Annotated in this window: 18 protein-coding genes; 9 read left to right on the top strand and 9 right to left on the bottom strand. The window is 72.3% G+C overall.

Annotated elements, in window-relative coordinates; genetic code table 11:
- Positions 1-7 precede the first annotated feature (7 nt).
- From K1T35_RS38510 to K1T35_RS38490, 5 genes are all read right to left on the bottom strand, one after another.
- Positions 8-2239: a cation-translocating P-type ATPase gene (locus tag K1T35_RS38510; protein ID WP_220256623.1), complete on the bottom strand. Its 2232-nt coding sequence runs from the start codon at positions 2237-2239 to the stop codon at positions 8-10.
- Positions 2240-2260: 21 nt separating this feature from the next.
- A complete protein-coding gene (locus tag K1T35_RS38505) occupies positions 2261-3208 on the bottom strand; it encodes a hypothetical protein (RefSeq protein WP_220256622.1) in 948 nt (315 codons plus the stop codon).
- Positions 3209-3233: 25 nt separating this feature from the next.
- Positions 3234-3440 (bottom strand): heavy-metal-associated domain-containing protein, encoded by a 207-nt coding sequence (locus K1T35_RS38500; RefSeq protein ID WP_220256621.1) that lies wholly within the window; start codon positions 3438-3440, stop codon positions 3234-3236.
- 35 nt (positions 3441-3475) lie between these two features.
- The gene (locus K1T35_RS38495) at positions 3476-3757 is read right to left on the bottom strand and encodes a metal-sensitive transcriptional regulator (protein WP_220256620.1); all 282 of its coding nucleotides are present in this window, start codon (positions 3755-3757) and stop codon (positions 3476-3478) included.
- Between the two features lie 136 nt (positions 3758-3893).
- On the bottom strand, positions 3894-4175 hold the full coding sequence (locus tag K1T35_RS38490; protein WP_220256619.1) for a metal-sensitive transcriptional regulator: 282 nt from the start codon (positions 4173-4175) through the stop codon (positions 3894-3896).
- 128 nt (positions 4176-4303) lie between these two features.
- On the opposite strand from K1T35_RS38490, the gene K1T35_RS38485 reads away from it, so the two are divergent.
- From K1T35_RS38485 to K1T35_RS38450, 8 genes are all read left to right on the top strand, one after another.
- On the top strand, positions 4304-4657 hold the full coding sequence (locus K1T35_RS38485) for an NADH-quinone oxidoreductase subunit A (RefSeq protein WP_255621195.1): 354 nt from the start codon (positions 4304-4306) through the stop codon (positions 4655-4657).
- Complete coding sequence (locus tag K1T35_RS38480; protein WP_220256618.1) at positions 4648-5808, top strand: hypothetical protein; 1161 nt, start codon at positions 4648-4650, stop codon at positions 5806-5808. The genes K1T35_RS38485 and K1T35_RS38480 overlap by 10 nt, the downstream gene beginning before the upstream one ends.
- On the top strand, positions 5801-6736 hold the full coding sequence (locus K1T35_RS38475; RefSeq protein ID WP_255621194.1) for a complex I subunit 1 family protein: 936 nt from the start codon (positions 5801-5803) through the stop codon (positions 6734-6736). The genes K1T35_RS38480 and K1T35_RS38475 overlap by 8 nt, the downstream gene beginning before the upstream one ends.
- Entirely contained in the window at positions 6736-7242 is a 507-nt protein-coding gene (locus tag K1T35_RS38470) for an NADH-quinone oxidoreductase subunit J (protein WP_220256617.1), read from the top strand. Before K1T35_RS38475 ends, K1T35_RS38470 begins: the two co-directional genes overlap by 1 nt.
- Complete coding sequence (gene nuoK / locus K1T35_RS38465) at positions 7239-7544, top strand: NADH-quinone oxidoreductase subunit NuoK (RefSeq protein WP_220256616.1); 306 nt, start codon at positions 7239-7241, stop codon at positions 7542-7544. The genes K1T35_RS38470 and nuoK overlap by 4 nt, the downstream gene beginning before the upstream one ends.
- A gap of 4 nt (positions 7545-7548) precedes the next feature.
- Complete coding sequence (locus K1T35_RS38460; RefSeq protein WP_220256615.1) at positions 7549-9351, top strand: NADH-quinone oxidoreductase subunit L; 1803 nt, start codon at positions 7549-7551, stop codon at positions 9349-9351.
- Between the two features lie 167 nt (positions 9352-9518).
- The gene (locus tag K1T35_RS38455; RefSeq protein ID WP_220256614.1) at positions 9519-11021 is read left to right on the top strand and encodes a NuoM family protein; all 1503 of its coding nucleotides are present in this window, start codon (positions 9519-9521) and stop codon (positions 11019-11021) included.
- Positions 11022-11035: 14 nt separating this feature from the next.
- A complete protein-coding gene (locus K1T35_RS38450) occupies positions 11036-12454 on the top strand; it encodes an NADH-quinone oxidoreductase subunit N (protein WP_220256613.1) in 1419 nt (472 codons plus the stop codon).
- Positions 12455-12460: 6 nt separating this feature from the next.
- Here K1T35_RS38450 and K1T35_RS38445 read toward each other — a convergent pair whose 3' ends face one another.
- From K1T35_RS38445 to K1T35_RS38430, 4 genes are all read right to left on the bottom strand, one after another.
- A complete protein-coding gene (locus K1T35_RS38445) occupies positions 12461-13270 on the bottom strand; it encodes a carbohydrate ABC transporter permease (RefSeq protein ID WP_255621193.1) in 810 nt (269 codons plus the stop codon).
- Between the two features lie 10 nt (positions 13271-13280).
- The gene (locus K1T35_RS38440; protein WP_220256612.1) at positions 13281-14237 is read right to left on the bottom strand and encodes a carbohydrate ABC transporter permease; all 957 of its coding nucleotides are present in this window, start codon (positions 14235-14237) and stop codon (positions 13281-13283) included.
- Positions 14234-15397 (bottom strand): sugar ABC transporter substrate-binding protein, encoded by a 1164-nt coding sequence (locus K1T35_RS38435; RefSeq protein ID WP_220256611.1) that lies wholly within the window; start codon positions 15395-15397, stop codon positions 14234-14236. The genes K1T35_RS38440 and K1T35_RS38435 overlap by 4 nt, the downstream gene beginning before the upstream one ends.
- A gap of 227 nt (positions 15398-15624) precedes the next feature.
- Entirely contained in the window at positions 15625-16344 is a 720-nt protein-coding gene (locus K1T35_RS38430) for a GntR family transcriptional regulator (RefSeq protein ID WP_220256610.1), read from the bottom strand.
- A 133-nt stretch (positions 16345-16477) separates the two neighbouring features.
- Here K1T35_RS38430 and K1T35_RS38425 point away from each other — a divergent pair, with 133 nt between their 5' ends.
- Complete coding sequence (locus K1T35_RS38425) at positions 16478-17701, top strand: TMEM165/GDT1 family protein (RefSeq protein WP_220256609.1); 1224 nt, start codon at positions 16478-16480, stop codon at positions 17699-17701.
- Positions 17702-17727: the final 26 nt, after the last annotated feature.

Raw genomic sequence — 17727 nt, 5'->3', positions numbered from 1 at the left:
ACTGCGGTCAGCGGAATCGGCGCAGCCGGAGGCTGTTCGCCACGACGAACGCCGAGCTGAAGGCCATGGCCGCCCCGGCGATCATCGGGTTGAGCAGGCCGGCCGCGGCGAGCGGCAGGGCGGCGACGTTGTAGGCGAACGCCCAGAACAGGTTGCCCTTGATCGTGCGCAGCGTCCGGCGGGAGAGCCGGATCGCGTCGGCCGCGGCGCGCAGGTCGCCGCGGACCAGCGTGATGTCGCTGGCCTCGATGGCCACGTCGGTGCCGGTGCCCATCGCGAGCCCGAGGTCGGCCTGGGCGAGCGCGGCGGCGTCGTTGACCCCGTCGCCGACCATGGCGACGACCCAATCGTCGTCCTGCAGCCGCTTGACCACGTCGACCTTGTCGGCCGGCAGGACCTCCGCGACGACCTCCTCTATGCCGACCTCGGCGGCCACGGCGCGTGCAACGGCCTCGTTGTCGCCGGTGAGCAGCACCGGGGTGAGCCCGAGCGCGCGCAGCTGCGCGATGGCCTCCGCGGACGTGGGCTTCACCGTGTCGGCCACCACCAGGACCCCGCGGGCCGCGCCGTCCCATGCCACGGCGATCGCGGTGCGACCGTCGGCCTGCGCCGCCTCGAGGTGCGCGGTGAGGTCGGCGTCGAGCGGCTGGCTCCACTGCTCGAGCAGCGCGGGCCGCCCGACGAGCACGGCGCGCCCGTCGACGATCCCCTGCACCCCGAGGCCCTCGACGTTGGAGAAGCCCTCGACGGCCGGGAGGGTCCGGACGCGTTCCCGGGCTCCCCTGGCGACCGCCGCGGCGATCGGGTGCTCGGAGGCGTCCTCCAGCGCGCCTGCCAGCCGCAGGAGCTCGTGCTCGTCGACCCCGCGGCCCGCGTGGACGGCGACGAGCTCCATCCGGCCGGTGGTGACGGTGCCCGTCTTGTCCAGCACGATGGTGTCGATCCTGCGGGTGGACTCCAGCACCTCCGGGCCCTTGATCAGGATGCCCAGCTGGGCACCCCGGCCGGTGCCCACCAGTAGCGCGGTGGGCGTCGCGAGCCCCAGCGCGCAGGGGCAGGCGATGATCAGCACGGCGACCGCGGCCGTGAACGCCGCCGCGGCGCCGGCGCCCGTGCCGAGCCAGAACCCGAGGGTGGCCACGGCGAGCGCGATCACGATCGGCACGAACACCCCGGAGATGCGGTCGGCGAGGCGCTGCACGGCCGCCTTGCCGTTCTGGGCGTCCTCGACCAGCTTCGCCATCTGCGCGAGCTGGGTGTCGGCGCCGACCCGGGTGGCGCGCACGACGAGCCGGCCGCCCGCGTTGACGGTGGCGCCGACGACCGCGTCGCCGGGTCCGACCTCGACCGGCACGGACTCGCCGGTGAGCATCGAGGCGTCCACCGCCGAGGTGCCCTCGTCGACCACGCCGTCGGTGGCGACCTTCTCGCCCGGCCGCACGACGAACCGGTCGCCGACGGCCAGCTGTTCGATCGGGATGCGCACCTCGGCGCCGTGCCGGAGCACGGCGACCTCCTTAGCGCCCAGCTCGAGCAGCGCCCGCAGCGCCGCCCCGGCCCGCCGCTTCGAACGGGCCTCGAAATAGCGGCCGGCCAGGATGAACGTGGTGACGCCGGCCGCGACCTCCAGGTAGATGTTCGCGGCCCCGTCGCTCGGCGAGATCGTCAGCTCGAAGGGGTGCGTCATGCCGGGCATCCCCGCCGTGCCGAACAGCAGGGCGTACAACGACCATGCGAACGCCGCGAGCACACCCATCGAGATCAGGGTGTCCATCGTGGCGGCGCCGTGGCGCAGGTTCGCCCACGCTGCCCGGTGGAACGGCCACGCCGCCCACGTGACGACCGGCCCCGCGAGCGCGAGCGCGATCCACTGCCAGTACGTGAACTGCAGGGCGGGGATCATCGAGAGCACGATGACCGGCACCGCGAGGACCGCGCTCGTGATCAGCCGGTTCCGCAGCGGGCGGGTCGAATCGTCCTCGGGGGCCTCATCATCATTGCGGGCCGCGGGCGGCCGGGGCAGCTCGGCGGTGTAGCCGGCCGCCTCGACCTGGGCCACCAGCACGGCGGGGTCGACGCCGGCAGGGGCCTCGACCCGCGCCTTCTCCGTGGCGTAGTTGACGGTGGCGGTCACGCCGTCGAGCTTGTTCAGCTTGCGCTCGATCCGGTTGGCGCACGACGCGCAGGTCATGCCGCCGATCGCCAGCTCGACGCTCGTGAGGGGAATCGTGGTGCTCATCGTCCAGCCTCCTTCCGGCGATCAGTGGCCGTGGCCGTCATCGGCGTGGGCCGGGGCTTCGGCGACGGCGTCCGGCAGCGCGGGACCGGTGGGCACGGAGAACTCTGCCGTGCGCACCACGCCGTCGTGTTGGAAATCGAGGAACAGGCGGTAGCTGCCCGCACTCGGCACCTCGGCGACGAACTCGATCTGCGGACCGGCCGGGGTGACCCCGTCGCCCGGTGCCCCGTCCGGGTGGACGTGAAGGTAGGCGAGGTCACCCTCCCGCAGCGCGACCAGGTGGCCGTATGCGGCGAGGTAGGGCTGCAGGTCGGTGACCGGTCGCCCGTCCTTGCTCACCGTCAGGGTGACGGGGGAGGCGCGGCCGGGCACGAGCTCGCCGGCGAGCTCGACGGTGTACCCGTCGACCTGAGCCGTGCGGGTCGGCGCGTGCTCGACGGGCTCGAACGTGCCGGGCACGGCGACGTCGACGCCGAGCGTGGTGCCCTCGCCGCCGGTCGGGGCGAAGTCGGCGAAGGCGCGGTACGAGCCGCCCGCCGGGAGCGTCAAGGGGACGCTCCAGGTGCCGTCGGGCGCCATCTCGGGGTGCACGTGCTGGAAGCCGGTCGTGTCGCGGCGCACGACGATCAGGTGCATCCGCTTGTCGTGCTCCACGTCGAACGCGGTGACGGGCGCCCCGTCGGGGCCCGTGATCTGGAAGGAGAAGGATCCCGCCTCCGGCGTCGAGTCGGTGGGCGTGAGGGTGAAACCGCCCCTGCTCGACGCCAGCCCGGCGGGCTGGTCGGTTGCGGCCTCCGCGACGGTGCCGCTGTGTGCGTCCCCGTGCCCGGCGGCCTCAACACCGGACGGTGCCACGTCGCTCGGGGCGACGGGGCGAAGGGGACCGACAGCGGTGCCGACGGCGAACGTACCTGCGACGAGCAGGACGAGCGCCGCACCGTAGGCGGAGAGCTTCGCGATGGTGTTCATGTCAGTTCCTGGTCTCCGGCCGGCGCTAGCCGGCGAGCTGGTATCCGGCTTCCTCGACGGCCGCGCGGACGTCCGCGCTGTCGACGGGCTTGCTGCTGGTGACCGTGACGGCGCCGGTGGGCAGGTCCACCGCGACGTCGGTGACACCGTCGATCTCGCTGATCTCCTCGGTGACGGAGGCGACGCAGTGGCCGCAGGTCATGCCGGTGACGGTGTAGGTGTTCTCGCTCATCTACTGCTCCTTCTCTTCGGGGGTTGTCAGCGTTGTCAGGACTTGACCAGCCGCGCGATGGCGGCGCTGGCTTCGGCGACCTTCTGGTCCGCCACCGCGCCGCCCTCGGCGGCGGCCTGGGTGACGCAGTGCTTCAGGTGCTCGTCGAGCAGGCCGAGCGCCACGGCCTCGAGGGCCTTCGTGGCGGCGGAGACCTGGGTGAGCACATCGATGCAGTACTGGTCGGTCTCGATCATCTTGGCGATCCCGCGGACCTGCCCCTCGATGCGGCGCATCCGCTTGAGGTAGGCGTCCTTGTCGTGGGCGTAGCCGTTCATCCCGGGCTCCTCTCCGAACACGGAGAACCATACCCTAGGGGGGTACCCCATCAACAGTCGACCGCTGTGATGGTGGTCACGCCGGCCGGCCTGTACAGTTGCGGGGCAGATACCCCTCGGGGCTAGGGGTAGGCCCTCAGGACTTCACGAGGCGGGCGATCGCGGCACTGGCCTCGGCCACCTTCTGCTCCGCGACCTCGCCACCTGTGGCCGCGGCCTGTGCGACGCAGTGGCGCAGGTGCTCGTCGAGCAGGCCGAGCGCCACCGCTTCGAGGGCCTTCGTGGCCGCGGAGACCTGGGTGAGCACGTCGATGCAGTACTTGTCGTCCTCGACCATCTTGGCGATGCCGCGGACCTGACCCTCGATGCGCCGCAGGCGCTTCAGGTAGGCGTCCTTGTCCTGGGTGTAGCCCTGCATCCGTCCTCCTCAGGCACAGGCTCCAATACTATGCCCCCCTATCGGGCCAGGTGATCGAAAGCTCCCGGGCTGGACACCAGGTTGCGGATCGACGAGTATCCGACACCCCATACGGGTACCGAGGAGGGATGATCGTGGGGGAGTTCGGCCCGCTGCTCGTGGTGCTCGTCGCGGGCGGCGGTCTCGTCATGGCCGGCTACGCGCTGTCGGCGCTGGTCGCGGTGCGGCCGCCGCAGGTCGTCGGGGCCTTCGCCGGCGGGCTGCCGCCGCAGGAGCACGCCGTCTCGCGGTTCCACGTGCGCTGGTACCCGGTGACCATGGTCTTCCTTGCCTTCGACATGGAGATGCTCTTCATGTACCCGTGGACGCTCGTCGTGTCCCGGGTGGGAGCGGCCGCGGTGATCGAGATGTTCCTGTTCCTCGGGATCCTGCTCGCCGGGGTGCTCTACGCATGGCGCGAGGGAGCGCTGCGGTGGACCTGACCGCCCTGCTGCTCCGGGTGGCGGCCCGACGCCCCCACGTCCTCGTCGTGGCAGTGCCCGGCGCCACCGGCGTGCGGCTCGCGCTGGAGGCCGCGCTCGCCCGGCGCGGGTGGCCGGTCGCGCCCGGGCCTGCCGACGCCGATGTCCTCGCCGTCGCCGGCATGCCCGGCCCCGAGCTCGCCGCGGTGGTCGACGCGGTGTGGGAGCAGGTCCCGGCGCCGCGAGCCCGGATCGGGGCAGCAGCGCCGGGGGATGTCGACGAGCGCCTGGACGCGGCGGCTGCGCTCCTGGCCGACGCCGGGCACCAGCGCACCCAGGTCGTGAGTGGAAACGCGAGCCATGGCGCGCATATCCACTCACGACCCGAGCACGGGGACCACACCGAGCACGGGGACCACGCCGAGCACGGGGACCACGCCGAGCACGGGGACCACGCTGAGCACGGGGACCACGCTGAGCACGGGAACCACGGCGAGCACGGGGCCGACGCCGCGCCTGACCACGCAGGCCACGGCGGCGGGCACGGCGGCCACCACCACGGGCACGGCGGGATGGTCGCCGGGTTGCCGATGGCCGAGCTGGGGCCGGACCGCGATGGGTTGACCCTCGACCGGCTGCACGTCCCGCTCGGACCCGTGCTGCCGGACTGGCCCGCCGGGCTCGTGGTGCGGCTGACGCTGCAGGGCGACGTGATCCAGGAGGCCTCGGCCGAGGTTCTGGACGCCAGGCACACGGAACCGTACGAGTGGCCGAGCGTCGCGGCGCGGGAGCTGGACGGGCTGGCCCGGTTCCTGGGCGTCGCGGGCTGGCCGAGCGCGGCGGGGCAGGCGCGCAGGCTGCGCGATGCGGCGCTCGCCGGCGATCGGGTCGAGGCGGAGGTGGGTGCGCTGCTGCGCCGCGTCCGGCGCTCCCGAACCCTTCGTTGGCTGATCAAGGGCATCCCGGCCGGCCCAACGGACGTGGCGGCACTGCTGGCGGCCCGGCTGGCCGCGATCGAGGCGGCGCTGCCGGCGGCGCCTCGCGCGGTCGGGAGTGCGGGCCTGGGCGACCTCCTCGTTGGAGCCGAGCTCGCTGCGGCCCGGCTGATCGTGGCCACCCTCGATCCCGACACCGACCGCGCGGAGGCGGGGACGGAGGCCGGGCATGGGTGAGATGCCGGTCGTGCCGGATCCGGTCGCGCTCCCGTGGTGGTCGGCGTTGCTTCTGCCGGTGCTGCTGGGGCTCGCGACGTGGGCGACGCTCGTCGGGGATGCGGCGCTGGCGGGTGGGCGCGCTGCCCTCGCCGCGCCGGGGCGCGAGGCCGCCCGGCTCCTCGTCGGGCAGCGGCGCCGCACGGTCGCGGGCGACGGCGTGCTGGGGCGCATCGGCGGAGCCGTCCTGCCGATCGCCGCGCTGCTGGCGGCCGCTGTGCTGCCGCTGGGGGAGCGCCCGGTGGCCGACCTCTCCGTCGGCGTCGTCTGGTTCAACGCCATGGAGGTCATGGCATGGGCCGCGGTGTGGATGGTCGGGTGGGGCTCCAACAGCGCGCTCGGCCTGGTGGGCGGCTACCGGTTCGTCGCGCAGGGACTGGCATACGAGCTGCCGCACATGTTCGCGATCATCACGGCCGCGCTGGGCGCGGAGAGCCTGCGCCTCACCACGATCGTCGAGGCGCAGCAGGACATGTGGTTCGTCGTGATCATGCCGGTGGCGTTCGTCGTGTACCTGATGTCGGCGGCCGCGATGGCGTTCTGGGGCCCGTTCGACGCGCCGGTGGGACCGGACGTGGCCGGGGGCGCGGCCGCGGAGCTGTCGGGCGTCGACCGGCTGGTGTTCACAGGCGGCCGATGGCTGCTGCTCGTCGTCGCCGCGGCCATGGCCGTGCCGCTCTTCCTCGGTGGGGGAGCGGGGCCGTTCCTGCCGGCGTGGGCGTGGGTTGCGGTCAAGACCGCGGCGGTGCTGGCGCTGCTGCTGTGGCTGCGCCACCGGTTCCCGACCGTGCGGATGGACCGCTACGTCGAGTTCGCATGGGTCGTGCTGATCCCGTTGACCATCGCTCAGGCGCTGGCGGTGGCGCTGGTCGTGCTGGGGGGTGCGTGATGGACGTGGTCCTGTTCTGGGTGCTGGCGGCCGCCGCGCTGGTGTTCGGGTACCTGGTGTTCCGGCTGGACTCGATGGCGCAGGTGACGTTCGCGCTGCTCGCGTCGTTCCTCGCGGTGGCGGCGCTCGTGCTGCTGCTCGGGTTGGGCTACCTCGGCGTCGTGACCGCGCTGATGATGGTCATCGAGATGGTGATCATGGCCGTCTTCATGATCATGTTCATGATGAACCCGGCAGGGTTGATGCCGATGACGATGGTGCACAACAAGGTCGGATCCGCCGCGATCGCGATCGGCACCTTCGTCGTGCTGGCGGCCGGGATCCTGCTCGTCGACTGGCCCACCCGGGAAGGTGAGCCACCGCCCGACCCGACGTTCGCGCTCGGCGAGGCCCTGATGGGCGGGCAGATGCTCACGATGATGACGCTCGGCGTCGGCCTGTTCGCCACGATCGTCGCCACCGTTGTGCTGTCGACCGACCGCGGCCGCTACGGGGACGAGCGATGACACTGCAGCTGTTCCTGCTGCTCGCGGCGGGGCTGTTCGCGATCGGGCTCTACGGGGCGCTGTCCCAGCAGTCGATCGTGATGTTGATGATGGGCCTCGAGCTGATGCTGAACGGCGTCATCGTCGCCGCGGCCGCGTTCTGGTTCTACGTCTCGCCGGCCGGCACCGACGGCCAGGTGCTCATCGTCGTGATCATCACCGTGATGGCGGTCGAAATGGCGGTCGGGTTCGCCGTCGTCACGGCCATCTACCGCGCCCGGCAGGTGGACATGACCGACGACGCCGCCGACCTGAAGGGCTGACCCGATGCTGTGGTGGCTGGTCGCGGTGCCCCTGTTCACGGGGGCGCTCCTCGCCGTAGCCGGTCGGCGCGCCGATCGGATCGCGCCTGTGGCGGGGGCGATCGTCGCGGCGGTCACGCTGGCCTTCGCGATCGGCGCGGCCATCGGCCGCCCCGCCGTCGATGCGCCGCTCGTCGCCGGGATCCGCGCCGGGCTGGCCGTCGACGGGCTCTCCGCGCTGATGGTCGTCACCGTCGCAGGCGCGACGCTCGCCGTGCTCGCCTACGCCGCGGGTGAGGCGGAGCTGCGGACGGCGCGGTTCGTCGGGTTCATGCTGCTCTTCGCCGGGGCGATGCTGGTGACGGTCACCGCGACCACGCTTGCCGTCCTGCTCATGGCATGGGAGGTCATGGGCGCCATGAGCTGGGCGCTCATCGCGTACCACTGGCGGGATCCGGAGTCTGTGGAGGCCGGGCACACGGCCTTCCTCACCACCCGGCTCGCCGACGTCGGCCTCTACGTCGCCGCGGGGGCCGCGCTCGCAGGCGGCGTCGGGTCGCTCGCGCTGGCCGAGCTGCCCACCGCGAACGGGCCGTGGCTGCACGTCGTGGCCGCCGGGCTGGTCGTCGCGGCGCTGGGGAAGTCGGCGCAGCTGCCGCTGTCCTTCTGGCTGTCGCAGGCGATGCGCGGCCCGAGCCCGGTGTCGGCGCTCCTGCACTCGGCCACGATGGTCGCGGCGGGGGCGTACCTGCTGCTGCGGCTGGACCCGCTGCTCGCGGCCACGGGCTGGGCCGCCCCGGTCGTGGCGTGGGTCGGCGCGGCGACGGCCCTGCTGCTGGGGCTGGTCGCGGTGGCGCAGACCGACCTCAAGCAGCTGCTCGCGGCCTCGACGTGCGCGCAGATCGGGTTCATGGTGCTCGCCGCGGGCGCAGGCGGCGTCACCGGCGGCGCGCTGCAGCTGGTGACGCACGCCGCGACGAAGAGCCTGCTCTTCCTCGCCGCGGGCGCGTGGCTCGTCCTGCTCGGCACGAAGCAGCTCGGCGAGCTGCGTGGCGCGGCCCGCCGCTATCCCATGGTCGGGGTCACGTTCACGCTCGGGGCCGCCTCCCTCGCCGGCCTCCCCCCGCTCTCCCTGTGGGTCACGAAGGACATGGTGCTGGCCGCGGCCCTCGAGCAGAGCGCCGCCCTCTACGCCGTGGGTCTCGCGGCAGCGGTGGTCTCAGCGATCTACAGCGCGAAGGCGGTGTGGTGGGTCTGGCGGCCGGAAGCCCCATCCCCTTCCGACGAACGGCGCGTTCGTCGGATAGGTACCGACGAACGCGCCGTTCGTCGGAACGGTGCGGTGCCGCTCGGCGTGCTCGCTCTGCTCGCCGCCTTGCTCGGGATTCCCCTTCTCGCCTCCGCACCCGCTCTCTGGGAGCTGGCGCTATCGGGGGTGCTCGCGATCGCGGCTGCCGCCGTCACGTGGCGGCTGGCGGATCGGATCGGTGCTCCGCCGCTGCTCGCGTCGTGGCTCGGGGTGGAGCGGATGGCGCACGTCGTGGTCGTGCGGCCGGTTCTCGCCCTCGCTCGTGCGCTCGCCCGGTTCGACGACCGCGTCCTGGACCGGGGCGTGACGGCGGCCGCGCGGGGGACCGTCGGCCTGGCGCGGGCGTTGGATCGGCGGGGTGAGGGGGCCGTCGACGGCGCGGTGCGGGCCATCGCGGACGGTGCCCGTGCCCTCGGCAGGCTCGCCCGCCGCCCGCAGACCGGGCAGGTCCACCAGTACTACGCCCAGGCCGCCGCCGCGCTCGCGGTGCTGGCCCTCGTCGTGATCGTCGTGAGGTGAATAGTGCCCCCCACCGGGAGTCCGCCACATATCTCGACGGCCCAGGTTTCCGCTGGCTGCACCGGCGAACCGGCCGAGTATGTCCAATACGAGGCCGGCCCGCCGGCACACCCAGCGGAAACCTGGATCCGCCGATATACGCAACGGACTCCCGGTGGGGGGCACTAGTGCTGTCGGTGATCGTGTTCCTGCCCGCGGTGGTGGCAGCGGCGCTGCTGCTGGTGCCGGCCACCGCGCCGCGGCGGGTCTTCACGGGCGCGTGGGTGGCGGTCAGTGCCGTGGACCTGGCGCTGGTCGTGGCGGTGTGGCTCGCGCCCGGCAGCGGGTTCCGGTTCGAGGAGCGGGTGGCGTGGATGCCGAGCGTCGGCATCTCCTACCACGTCGGCGTCGACGGGATCTCGCTCCCGCTCGTCGCGCTCACGGCTGTGCTCTTCCTGGCGTGCTCGGTGTTCGCGCTGCGGGAGACCCGCAGGGTGAAGAGCTACGTCGCGCTGTTCCTCGCGCTGCAGGCGGTGTCGCTCGGGCTCTTCGTCGCGCTCGACCTGATCCTGTTCTTCCTGTTCTTCGACCTGTCGATCGTGTTCATGTACTTCCTGATCGCCGGGTGGGGGCACGGCGAGCGGGCCCGCGCGGCGGCACTGAAGTTCTTCCTCTACACCTTCCTCGGGTCGCTGGCCCTGCTGCTCGGGTTCATCGTGCTGTACCTCGCGGCGGAGCCGCACACGTTCGACATCGTCGAGCTCATCGCGGCGGATCCGCTCGCCGGCGGCGGACCCGCGGCCGCGTTGGCGCTGCTCGCGATCGGGGTCGGGCTCGCGGTGAAGACGCCGACGGTGCCGTTCCACACCTGGCTCCCGCCCGCGCACACGGAGGCGCCTGCCACCGGCTCGGCGATCCTCGCCGCGATCCTGCTGAAGATGGGCACGTACGGGTTCGTGCGGATCGCGATGCCGATCCTGCCCGACGCGTGGCGCCAGTACGCGGTGGTCGCGGTGGTCGTCGGCGTGGTGTCGGTGCTGTACGGCGCGCTGGTTGCGCTGGCCCAGACCGACGTCAAGCGGATGATCGCCTACACGTCGGTGAACCACATGGGCTACGTGATCCTCGGCGTCGGCGCGGCCGGAATCCTCGCCGGTTCCGACGAACAGGCCCGGCAGCTGGCCACGACCGGCGCGGTGACCCAGATGGTCGCCCACGGCCTGATCACCGGGGCGCTGTTCCTGCTCACCGGCGTGCTCTACGACCGGGGCCGCACCTATGACATGGCCGCGTACTCGGGCCTCGCGGCCCGGACGCCGCTGTTCGCGGGCGTGTTCGCCGTGGCCGCGTTCGCATCGCTCGGCCTGCCCGGGTTCGCCGGGTTCATCGCCGAGTTCCAGATCTTCACCGGCGCGCTGGCGTCCGCGCCGGTCGCCACCGCACTCGCGGTCGCCGGGATTCTCGTCACCGCCGCGCTGTTCCTCCGCGCCCTGCAGCGGGTGTTCCTCGGGCCGGAACGACTGCCGGACGCACCTGGGACGCCGCGACCGTTCGCCGACCTGCACCCCAGCGAGACCGCCGCAATCGTCGGGCTGCTGGCGCTGGCCACGGTGATCGGGATCCTGCCCCGGTTCCTGCTCGACGTGATCGAGCCGGCGTCGCGGGCGCTCGTGGAGCTCGTCGCCCGATGACTCCGATGAACGGCATGAACGAGAACCCGGCGGCGCTGCTGCCGGAGCTGTTCCTGCTCGGTGCGGCGGTCGTCGGGCTCCTGTTGGGGGCGTGGTTGCCGCGGGACCGGCAGTGGCTCGTGCGGCTGCTCGCCGCGGCCGCCGCCCTCGCCGGGCTCGTCGCCACCGCCGTCGCGGCCACCCGGCCCGACGAGCTCGTGTTCGGCACCAGCTACGCCGTCGACATCCCCACCCACGCCACGCGCGCGATCGTGCTGGTCGCGGTGCTGGTGGCGCTGGCGCTGTCGGTCGACTCGACGGCGGGGCACCGGCGCGAGACCGAGTTCGTGGTGCTCGTGCAGCTCGGCGCGCTGGGGACGATCCTGCTCGGCGGCGCCAACGACCTCCTGCTGCTGCTCGCGGCGTTCCTGCTGGCCAGCGTGCCGTTCTACGCCCTCGCGGGCTGGGACAAGACCTCGCTCGGCACCGAGGCCGCGATGAAGTACTACCTGTCCGGCGCGTTCCTCGGTGTCGCGATGCTCACCGGTGTCGCGATCCTCTACGGCGTCGGCCGCACCACCGGATACGGCCCGCTCCGCGAAGGACTGGCGGCTGCCCCGGTGGCCGCGGCCGGGGTGGGCCTCGTCGCCGTGCTCGCCGGGCTGCTGTTCAAGGTCGGCGGGGTGCCGGGGCACTTCTGGGTCCCGGACGTCACCGACGGCACCCCGCCCGCCGTGGCCGCGATCGTCACCACGATCCCCAAGATCGGTGGCCTCGTAGCGATGTACCGGCTGCTGGTGGTCGCGGTCCCGGCGGATGCCCTCGACTGGCCGTTGCTCGTCGCCGTACTGGCCGCCGTCTCGATGACGCTGGGGAACCTCGCCGCGTTCTTCCAGACCACCGTGCAGCGGCTGCTCGCCTATTCGACGATCAGCCAGGTCGGCTACCTGCTGATCGTCGTGGCCGTCGCGGGCCGTGCCGATCTGGCGCAGCCGGCGTTGCTCTACTACGTCGCCGGCTACGCCGTCACGAATCTCGGCGCGTTCGCCGTGGTGGCCGAGTTCCCGCACGCGCGCACCGTCGAGGACTACCGCGGCATGGCGCGCCGGAACCCGGCGCTCGCCGTCGCGCTTGCCGTCTGCCTCTTCGGGTTGATCGGGACCCCGCCCACCGCGGTGTTCGTCGGGAAGCTCGTCGTGTTCACCGCCGCCGTCGACGGTGGGTTCGCGTGGCTCGCAATCCTCGCGATCGTCAACACGGTCGCGAGCGTCTTCTACTACCTGCGCTGGATCGCGCCCACGTTCCGCGGGGCCGACTTCGATCCGGTCGCACTGCAACCGGCCGGCACCTGGTCGGCCGTCGCCGCCTACACGTGCGCGGCCGTCGCGGTGGTGCTCGGGGTGTTGGGCGGGCTCGTCCTGCCGTTGCTGGTGACGCCGCCCATCCCGATGTGAGGGGAGTCAGCCCTTGACCGCCCCCGCGACGAGGCCGTCGGTGAGCCGCTTCTGCGCGATCACGAAGAACACCATCACCGGGATCGTGATCAGCGTGGAGGCGGCCATCACCGCGCCCCAGTCGGTGGCGTGCTGCCCGAAGAAGCGGCGCAGGCCGACGGCCACCGTGTAGTTCTGGTCGTCGGCCATGAACGTGAGCGCGAAGATGAACTCGTTCCAGGCCACGATGAACGAGAACACGCTCGTGGCCACGAGCCCCGGCGCCACCAGCGGCAGCAGCACCGACCGGAACATCCGGCCCCACGATGCGCCGTCGAGGTAGGCGGCCTCCTCGAGCTCGACGGGTACGGCAGCGACGAACCCGCGCAGCGTCCAGATGGCGAACGGCAGCGAGAACGCCAGGTACACGACGACGAGCCCGACCAGCGTGTCGAGCATCGCCATGGTGCGCGCCTGGATGAAGAGCGGGATGACCAGCGCCTCCACCGGCACCATCTGGATGATCAGCACCATCACCAGCACGGACGTCCTGAACCGGAAACGGAACCGGGCCACGGCCACCGCGGCCAGTAGCGCGAGCAGGCCGCCTGCCAGCACGGTGGCGAGCGCGACGGCGAGCGAGTTCGCCAGGTACCGGCCGAAGCCGCCCTCGCCGATGACGTAGGCGAAGTTCCGCACGGTCCACTCGTCGGGCCACAGCGTGCGCGATCCGACGTCGGCCTCGCCGTTCAGGGCCGTGACGATCATGAGGTAGACGGGGAACAGCGTGAAGACGAGCACCCCCGTGACGCCGAGCCCCTTCGCCACAGTCTTCACAGCACGGCCCTCACAGCTCCCGCTCCCGGAACAGCAGCCGCAGGTAGGCAACCGTGATCACCAGCAGCAGCGCGGTGAGCAGCACCGCGATCGCGGCGCCGAGGCCGTAGCGGTTCTGGGCGAACGACTCGACGTACGACCACGTGCCGAGCGTGAGCACGTTCCGGTTGACGCCGTCGCCGCCGGGCATCAGGTAGATCTGGGTGAAGACCTTGAAGTCCCAGATCGTCGACAGCACGGTGACCACCGCGAACACCGGCCGCAGCATCGGGAACGTCAGCGACCAGAACCGGCGCCACGCGCCCGCGCCGTCCATGATCGCCGCCTCCGTGAGCTCCCGTGGGATCGTCAGCAGGCCGGCGAGCACGGTGAGCGCGACGAACGGGAAGCCGTGGTGCACCACGTTGAGGGCGGCCACGGCGTAGAACGACATGCGCCCGGAGAACGGGTTGGCGGTGGCGGCGTCGACGAGGCCGAGCGCGTCGAGCGCCTGCACCGCGATGCCGTCGCCCGGCGTGAACACGAAGACCCAGACGTACGTGCCGGTGACGGCCGGCATCGCCCACGCCACCATGATCGCGGTGGTGACGAGCCCACGGACGACGGGCGTGAGCCGGGCCAGCAGCAGCGCAACCAGCGTGCCGAACACCACGGTGAACGCCACCGCCACCACGGCGAACACCACCGTGTTGGGCAGCACCGTTTCCCACAGGTCGGTGTTGCCGAGCAGCTCCGCGTAGTTGTCGAACCCGACCCAGTGGGTGCGGCCCGACACGAGCTCGCGCAGCCCGAAGTCCTGCAGCGAGAGCACCAGCACCCGCAGCAGCGGGTAGAGCAGCAGCCCACCCATCACCAGTAGCGCTGGTGCGAGCAGCAGCCACGGCCGAGCGCCCGCGCCGCCCCGCCTGCTCCGACGGGCAGGAGGTGGCGGCTCGGTCGCGAGGGGGGTGCGCTCGGCGAGGGTCATGCGCCGCTGGCGAAGATCTGGTTCATCTCGGCGGCCGCAGCGGTGGTTGCCTGCTCCACGGTGGCCTCGCCGGTGAGGATGGAGCGCATCATGGCCGCGATCGTCTTCTTGCCCTGGATCTGGCCGAACGTCGGGGTGACCGGCACGCTGCGGCCGGACTCGGCCATCTGCCTTGCGAACGGCGCGACCAGGGGATCCGGCGACCGGACGGCCTCGTCGAGCAGCGCCGTGGTGCCGGGGAAGTAGCCGGATTCCCGTGCCCACTTAGCGGCGAACTCACCGGTGCCCATCATCTCGACCAGCTGCCATGCCAGGTCCTGGTCGTCGCTGGTCTCGAAGACCGACAGCAGTGAGCCGCCGAGCACCGACGGCGCGAGCCCGCCGGTCGGGCCCGGGATCGGGAACGCGCCGATCTTGCCCTGCAGGTCGGGCGCGTCCTCGACGATCGCCTTCGGCACCCAGTTGCCGGAGAAGATCATCGCGGACTGGCCCTTTGCGAAGGAGTCGGACACGTCGGTGCCCCGCCAGTTCGCGGCCGCGGGCGTGGAGAACCCGTGCTTCAGCGCGAGGTCGGCGTAGAACTGGACGCCCTGACGGGCCTGGGGCGAGTCGACCCCACTGACCCAGGTACCGCCGTTCTGCGTGGCGACCTGGCCGCCCGCGCCCCAGAGGAACGGGTACACGACGAACTCGTCGTCGCCCGCGATCGGCAGCGGGACCATCTCCGGCCGGGCTTCCTTGATGCGCTGCCCGACGGCGACGAGCTCGTCCCATGTGGTGGGCGGCGCCAGGCCGAGCTCGGCGAACACGTCGGTGCGGTAGATGACCGAGCGCACGCCCGCGTACCAGGGCATGCCGTAGAGCGCGTCGCCGAGCGTTCCCGCCTCCACCAGGCCGTCCACAAGGCCGTCGGCGAGACCCGCGTCCCGCACGCGGGGCGCGAGGTCGGCCAGCGCGCCCGCGTCGGCGAACTCGGCGACCCACGTGGTGCCGACCTCGGCGACGTCCGGCGTGGTGCCGCCGGCGATGGCGGTGACGAACTTGTCGTGTGCGCCCGCCCATTGCACGAACTGGACGTCCAGGGTGGCGCCGGTGCGCTGCTGGAACGCCGTGGAGAGCTCGGAGAAGAACGGCTGGGCGTCCGGGTTGGTGCCCTCCATGATCCAGACGGTCAGCGTGCGGTCACCGCCGCCGGAGCCGGCATCGCCGCCGCAGCCCGCGAGGGCCAAAGCCGCTACCGCGCTGATGGCGACGGCGCTCCGTCGTGCCGTTCGGGATCCGGGCATCGACCACATGGGTTCCCCTCCGACGTTTTGAGACCAGAGGTCTAGGCGTCGGACTGTAGTGTCGGTCACCCCGTAGCCGTCAAGCTACGGAAGGTAACAGCTCATGACGGGAAGATGTCCGCCATGATCCGGTAGCGGTCGCCCCGGTAGATCGAACGAACGAACTCGGCCACGCGCCCGCCGTCCACCCGGCAGGTGCGCTCGAAGCAGAACGCGGGCGATCCGGGATCGACGCCGAGCACGGCGGCGTCCTCCGCACCGGTGAGCGCGGCCTCCGCGGTCTGGGTGCCGGAGGCGATGCGGTGCCCGTAGCGCTCGGCGAGCAGCTCGTAGTAGGAGCGGTTCTCCAGGTCGGCGCCGCTGAGGCCGGGCACGAGGTCGGCCGGGACGTGCAGGTCCTCCACCGCCATCGGCTCGTCGTCGGCCAGGCGCAGCCGCCGCACGTGCAGGACGGGCGTACCGGTCGGCACCTCAAGCAGCGCGGCCAGCATGACCCCGGCGGGGCCGCGGCCCGACCGCAGCGTGCGGCTGCCGGGGCGCAGACCGCGGGAGCGCATGTCGGCCGAGAAGGAGTTGGCCGCGAGGCGATGGGCCACCTTGGCGGGCGCGACGAACGTGCCCGCGCCCTGCCTGCGCACGAGCATCGCGTCGGCGACGAGCCCGTCGACGGCCCGGCGCAGCGTCATCCGGGCGACGCCGAGCTCGCGCGCCAGGTCGCGCTCGGCGGGGAGCGGCTCGCCGGGGGACATCGCGGCGATCAGCTCGGCGAGCCGCGCGCGCAGGCGCCGTTGCTTGTCGGTCTCCGTCGACGGAGCGCTCATAGCCCATTGGTACACCAGTGGCCCCGAGGGCGCGAACGTTCCGGTTAGCGCCCCCGACCTGGGTCGTTAGCTCACGCTAATCGAATTTTGCAGTCCAGCCGCTGCGCGGAGCGCTCGTAGCGTCGACCGCGAGATGGACGGATTCCTGCTTGCCTTCGCCGTCAGCTTCGGGGTGGTGTTCGTCGCCGAGCTCGGCGACAAGTCCCAGCTGATGGCCCTCGCGTTCGCCACGCGCTACCGGGCGCTGCCGGTGCTCATCGGCATCACCCTCGCCACCACGGCGGTGCACCTGCTCTCCGTCGCCGTCGGGCACGGGCTGGGCACGGCGCTCCCCACCGGGTGGATCGCCCTCGTGGCCGCCGTCGCGTTCGTCGGGTTCGGCGCGTGGACCCTGCGCGGCGACCGGCTCACCCCTGCCGAGCGGGCCAAGGCCGAGCGGGCCACCGGCTCGGCCGTCCTCACCTCGTCGGTGGCGTTCTTCCTCGCCGAGCTCGGCGACAAGACGATGCTCGCCACGATCACCCTTGCCACGCAGTACGGCTGGTTCGGCGTGTGGGTCGGCTCCACGCTCGGGATGGTGGCCGCGGACGCGCTGGCGATCGTCGTCGGGCGGAAGCTGGGGCGGCTGCTCCCCGAGCGCGCTGTCCAGATCGGCGCAGCCGCGCTGTTCTTCCTGTTCGGCGGCATTCTCGTGGTGGACGCCGCTGGGCAGCTCGCGGGCAGGTCCACCTGGACGGTGCTCGCGGACGTGCTGGACCACCACGCCGCGGGCTGGCTGGCGCTCGCGATCGCCGCATTCGTTGCGGTGCTGGGCGCGGTCGGCGGACGCCGCCTGCTGCACGCCTCGCCAGCCCGCCGCGCGATCGGGCAGGCCGAGCGCGTGCGGGGCTCGGCCGCGTGGTGGGGCCGCGTCTTCTACGGCGGTGCCACGATGCTCGGTCTCGTGGCGCCGCTCCTGGTCGCCGCCGACGTCATCGACCCGATCGCGCTGTTCGACGACCCCGGCGTCGTCGTGATCGGCGCCGGGCTCGCCCTGCTCGGGGTGGCGCTCGTTCTCGCGTCCCAGCTCGAGCTGCGCCGGGGTGGCTCCGCCGACCCGGTGCTCGCGAGCAATGGCTTGCGTTCTCGGATGCGCAACCCGGGACTCACCGGGATCGTGCTCGCCACCGCGGGCACGCTCGTGATGGTGCCGACGCTGGTCGGGGTGCTGGCGGCCGTGCTGCTGGTCGTCTCGGTGCGGATCCAGGTGCGCGCGGTGCGGGAACCGATGCTGGCGCGCTTGCATGGCGAGGAGTACGCCGCCTATGCGGCCAGAACGGGCCGCTACTTCCCGAGGGTGCTACAGAAGGTGGGCTGACCACCTTGAAGCCATAGTGCTCAGCA

The organism is Pseudonocardia sp. DSM 110487, from assembly GCF_019468565.1.
Classification (GTDB): Bacteria; Actinomycetota; Actinomycetes; order Mycobacteriales; family Pseudonocardiaceae; genus Pseudonocardia.
This window is presented reverse-complemented; position numbering and strand designations above follow the sequence as displayed.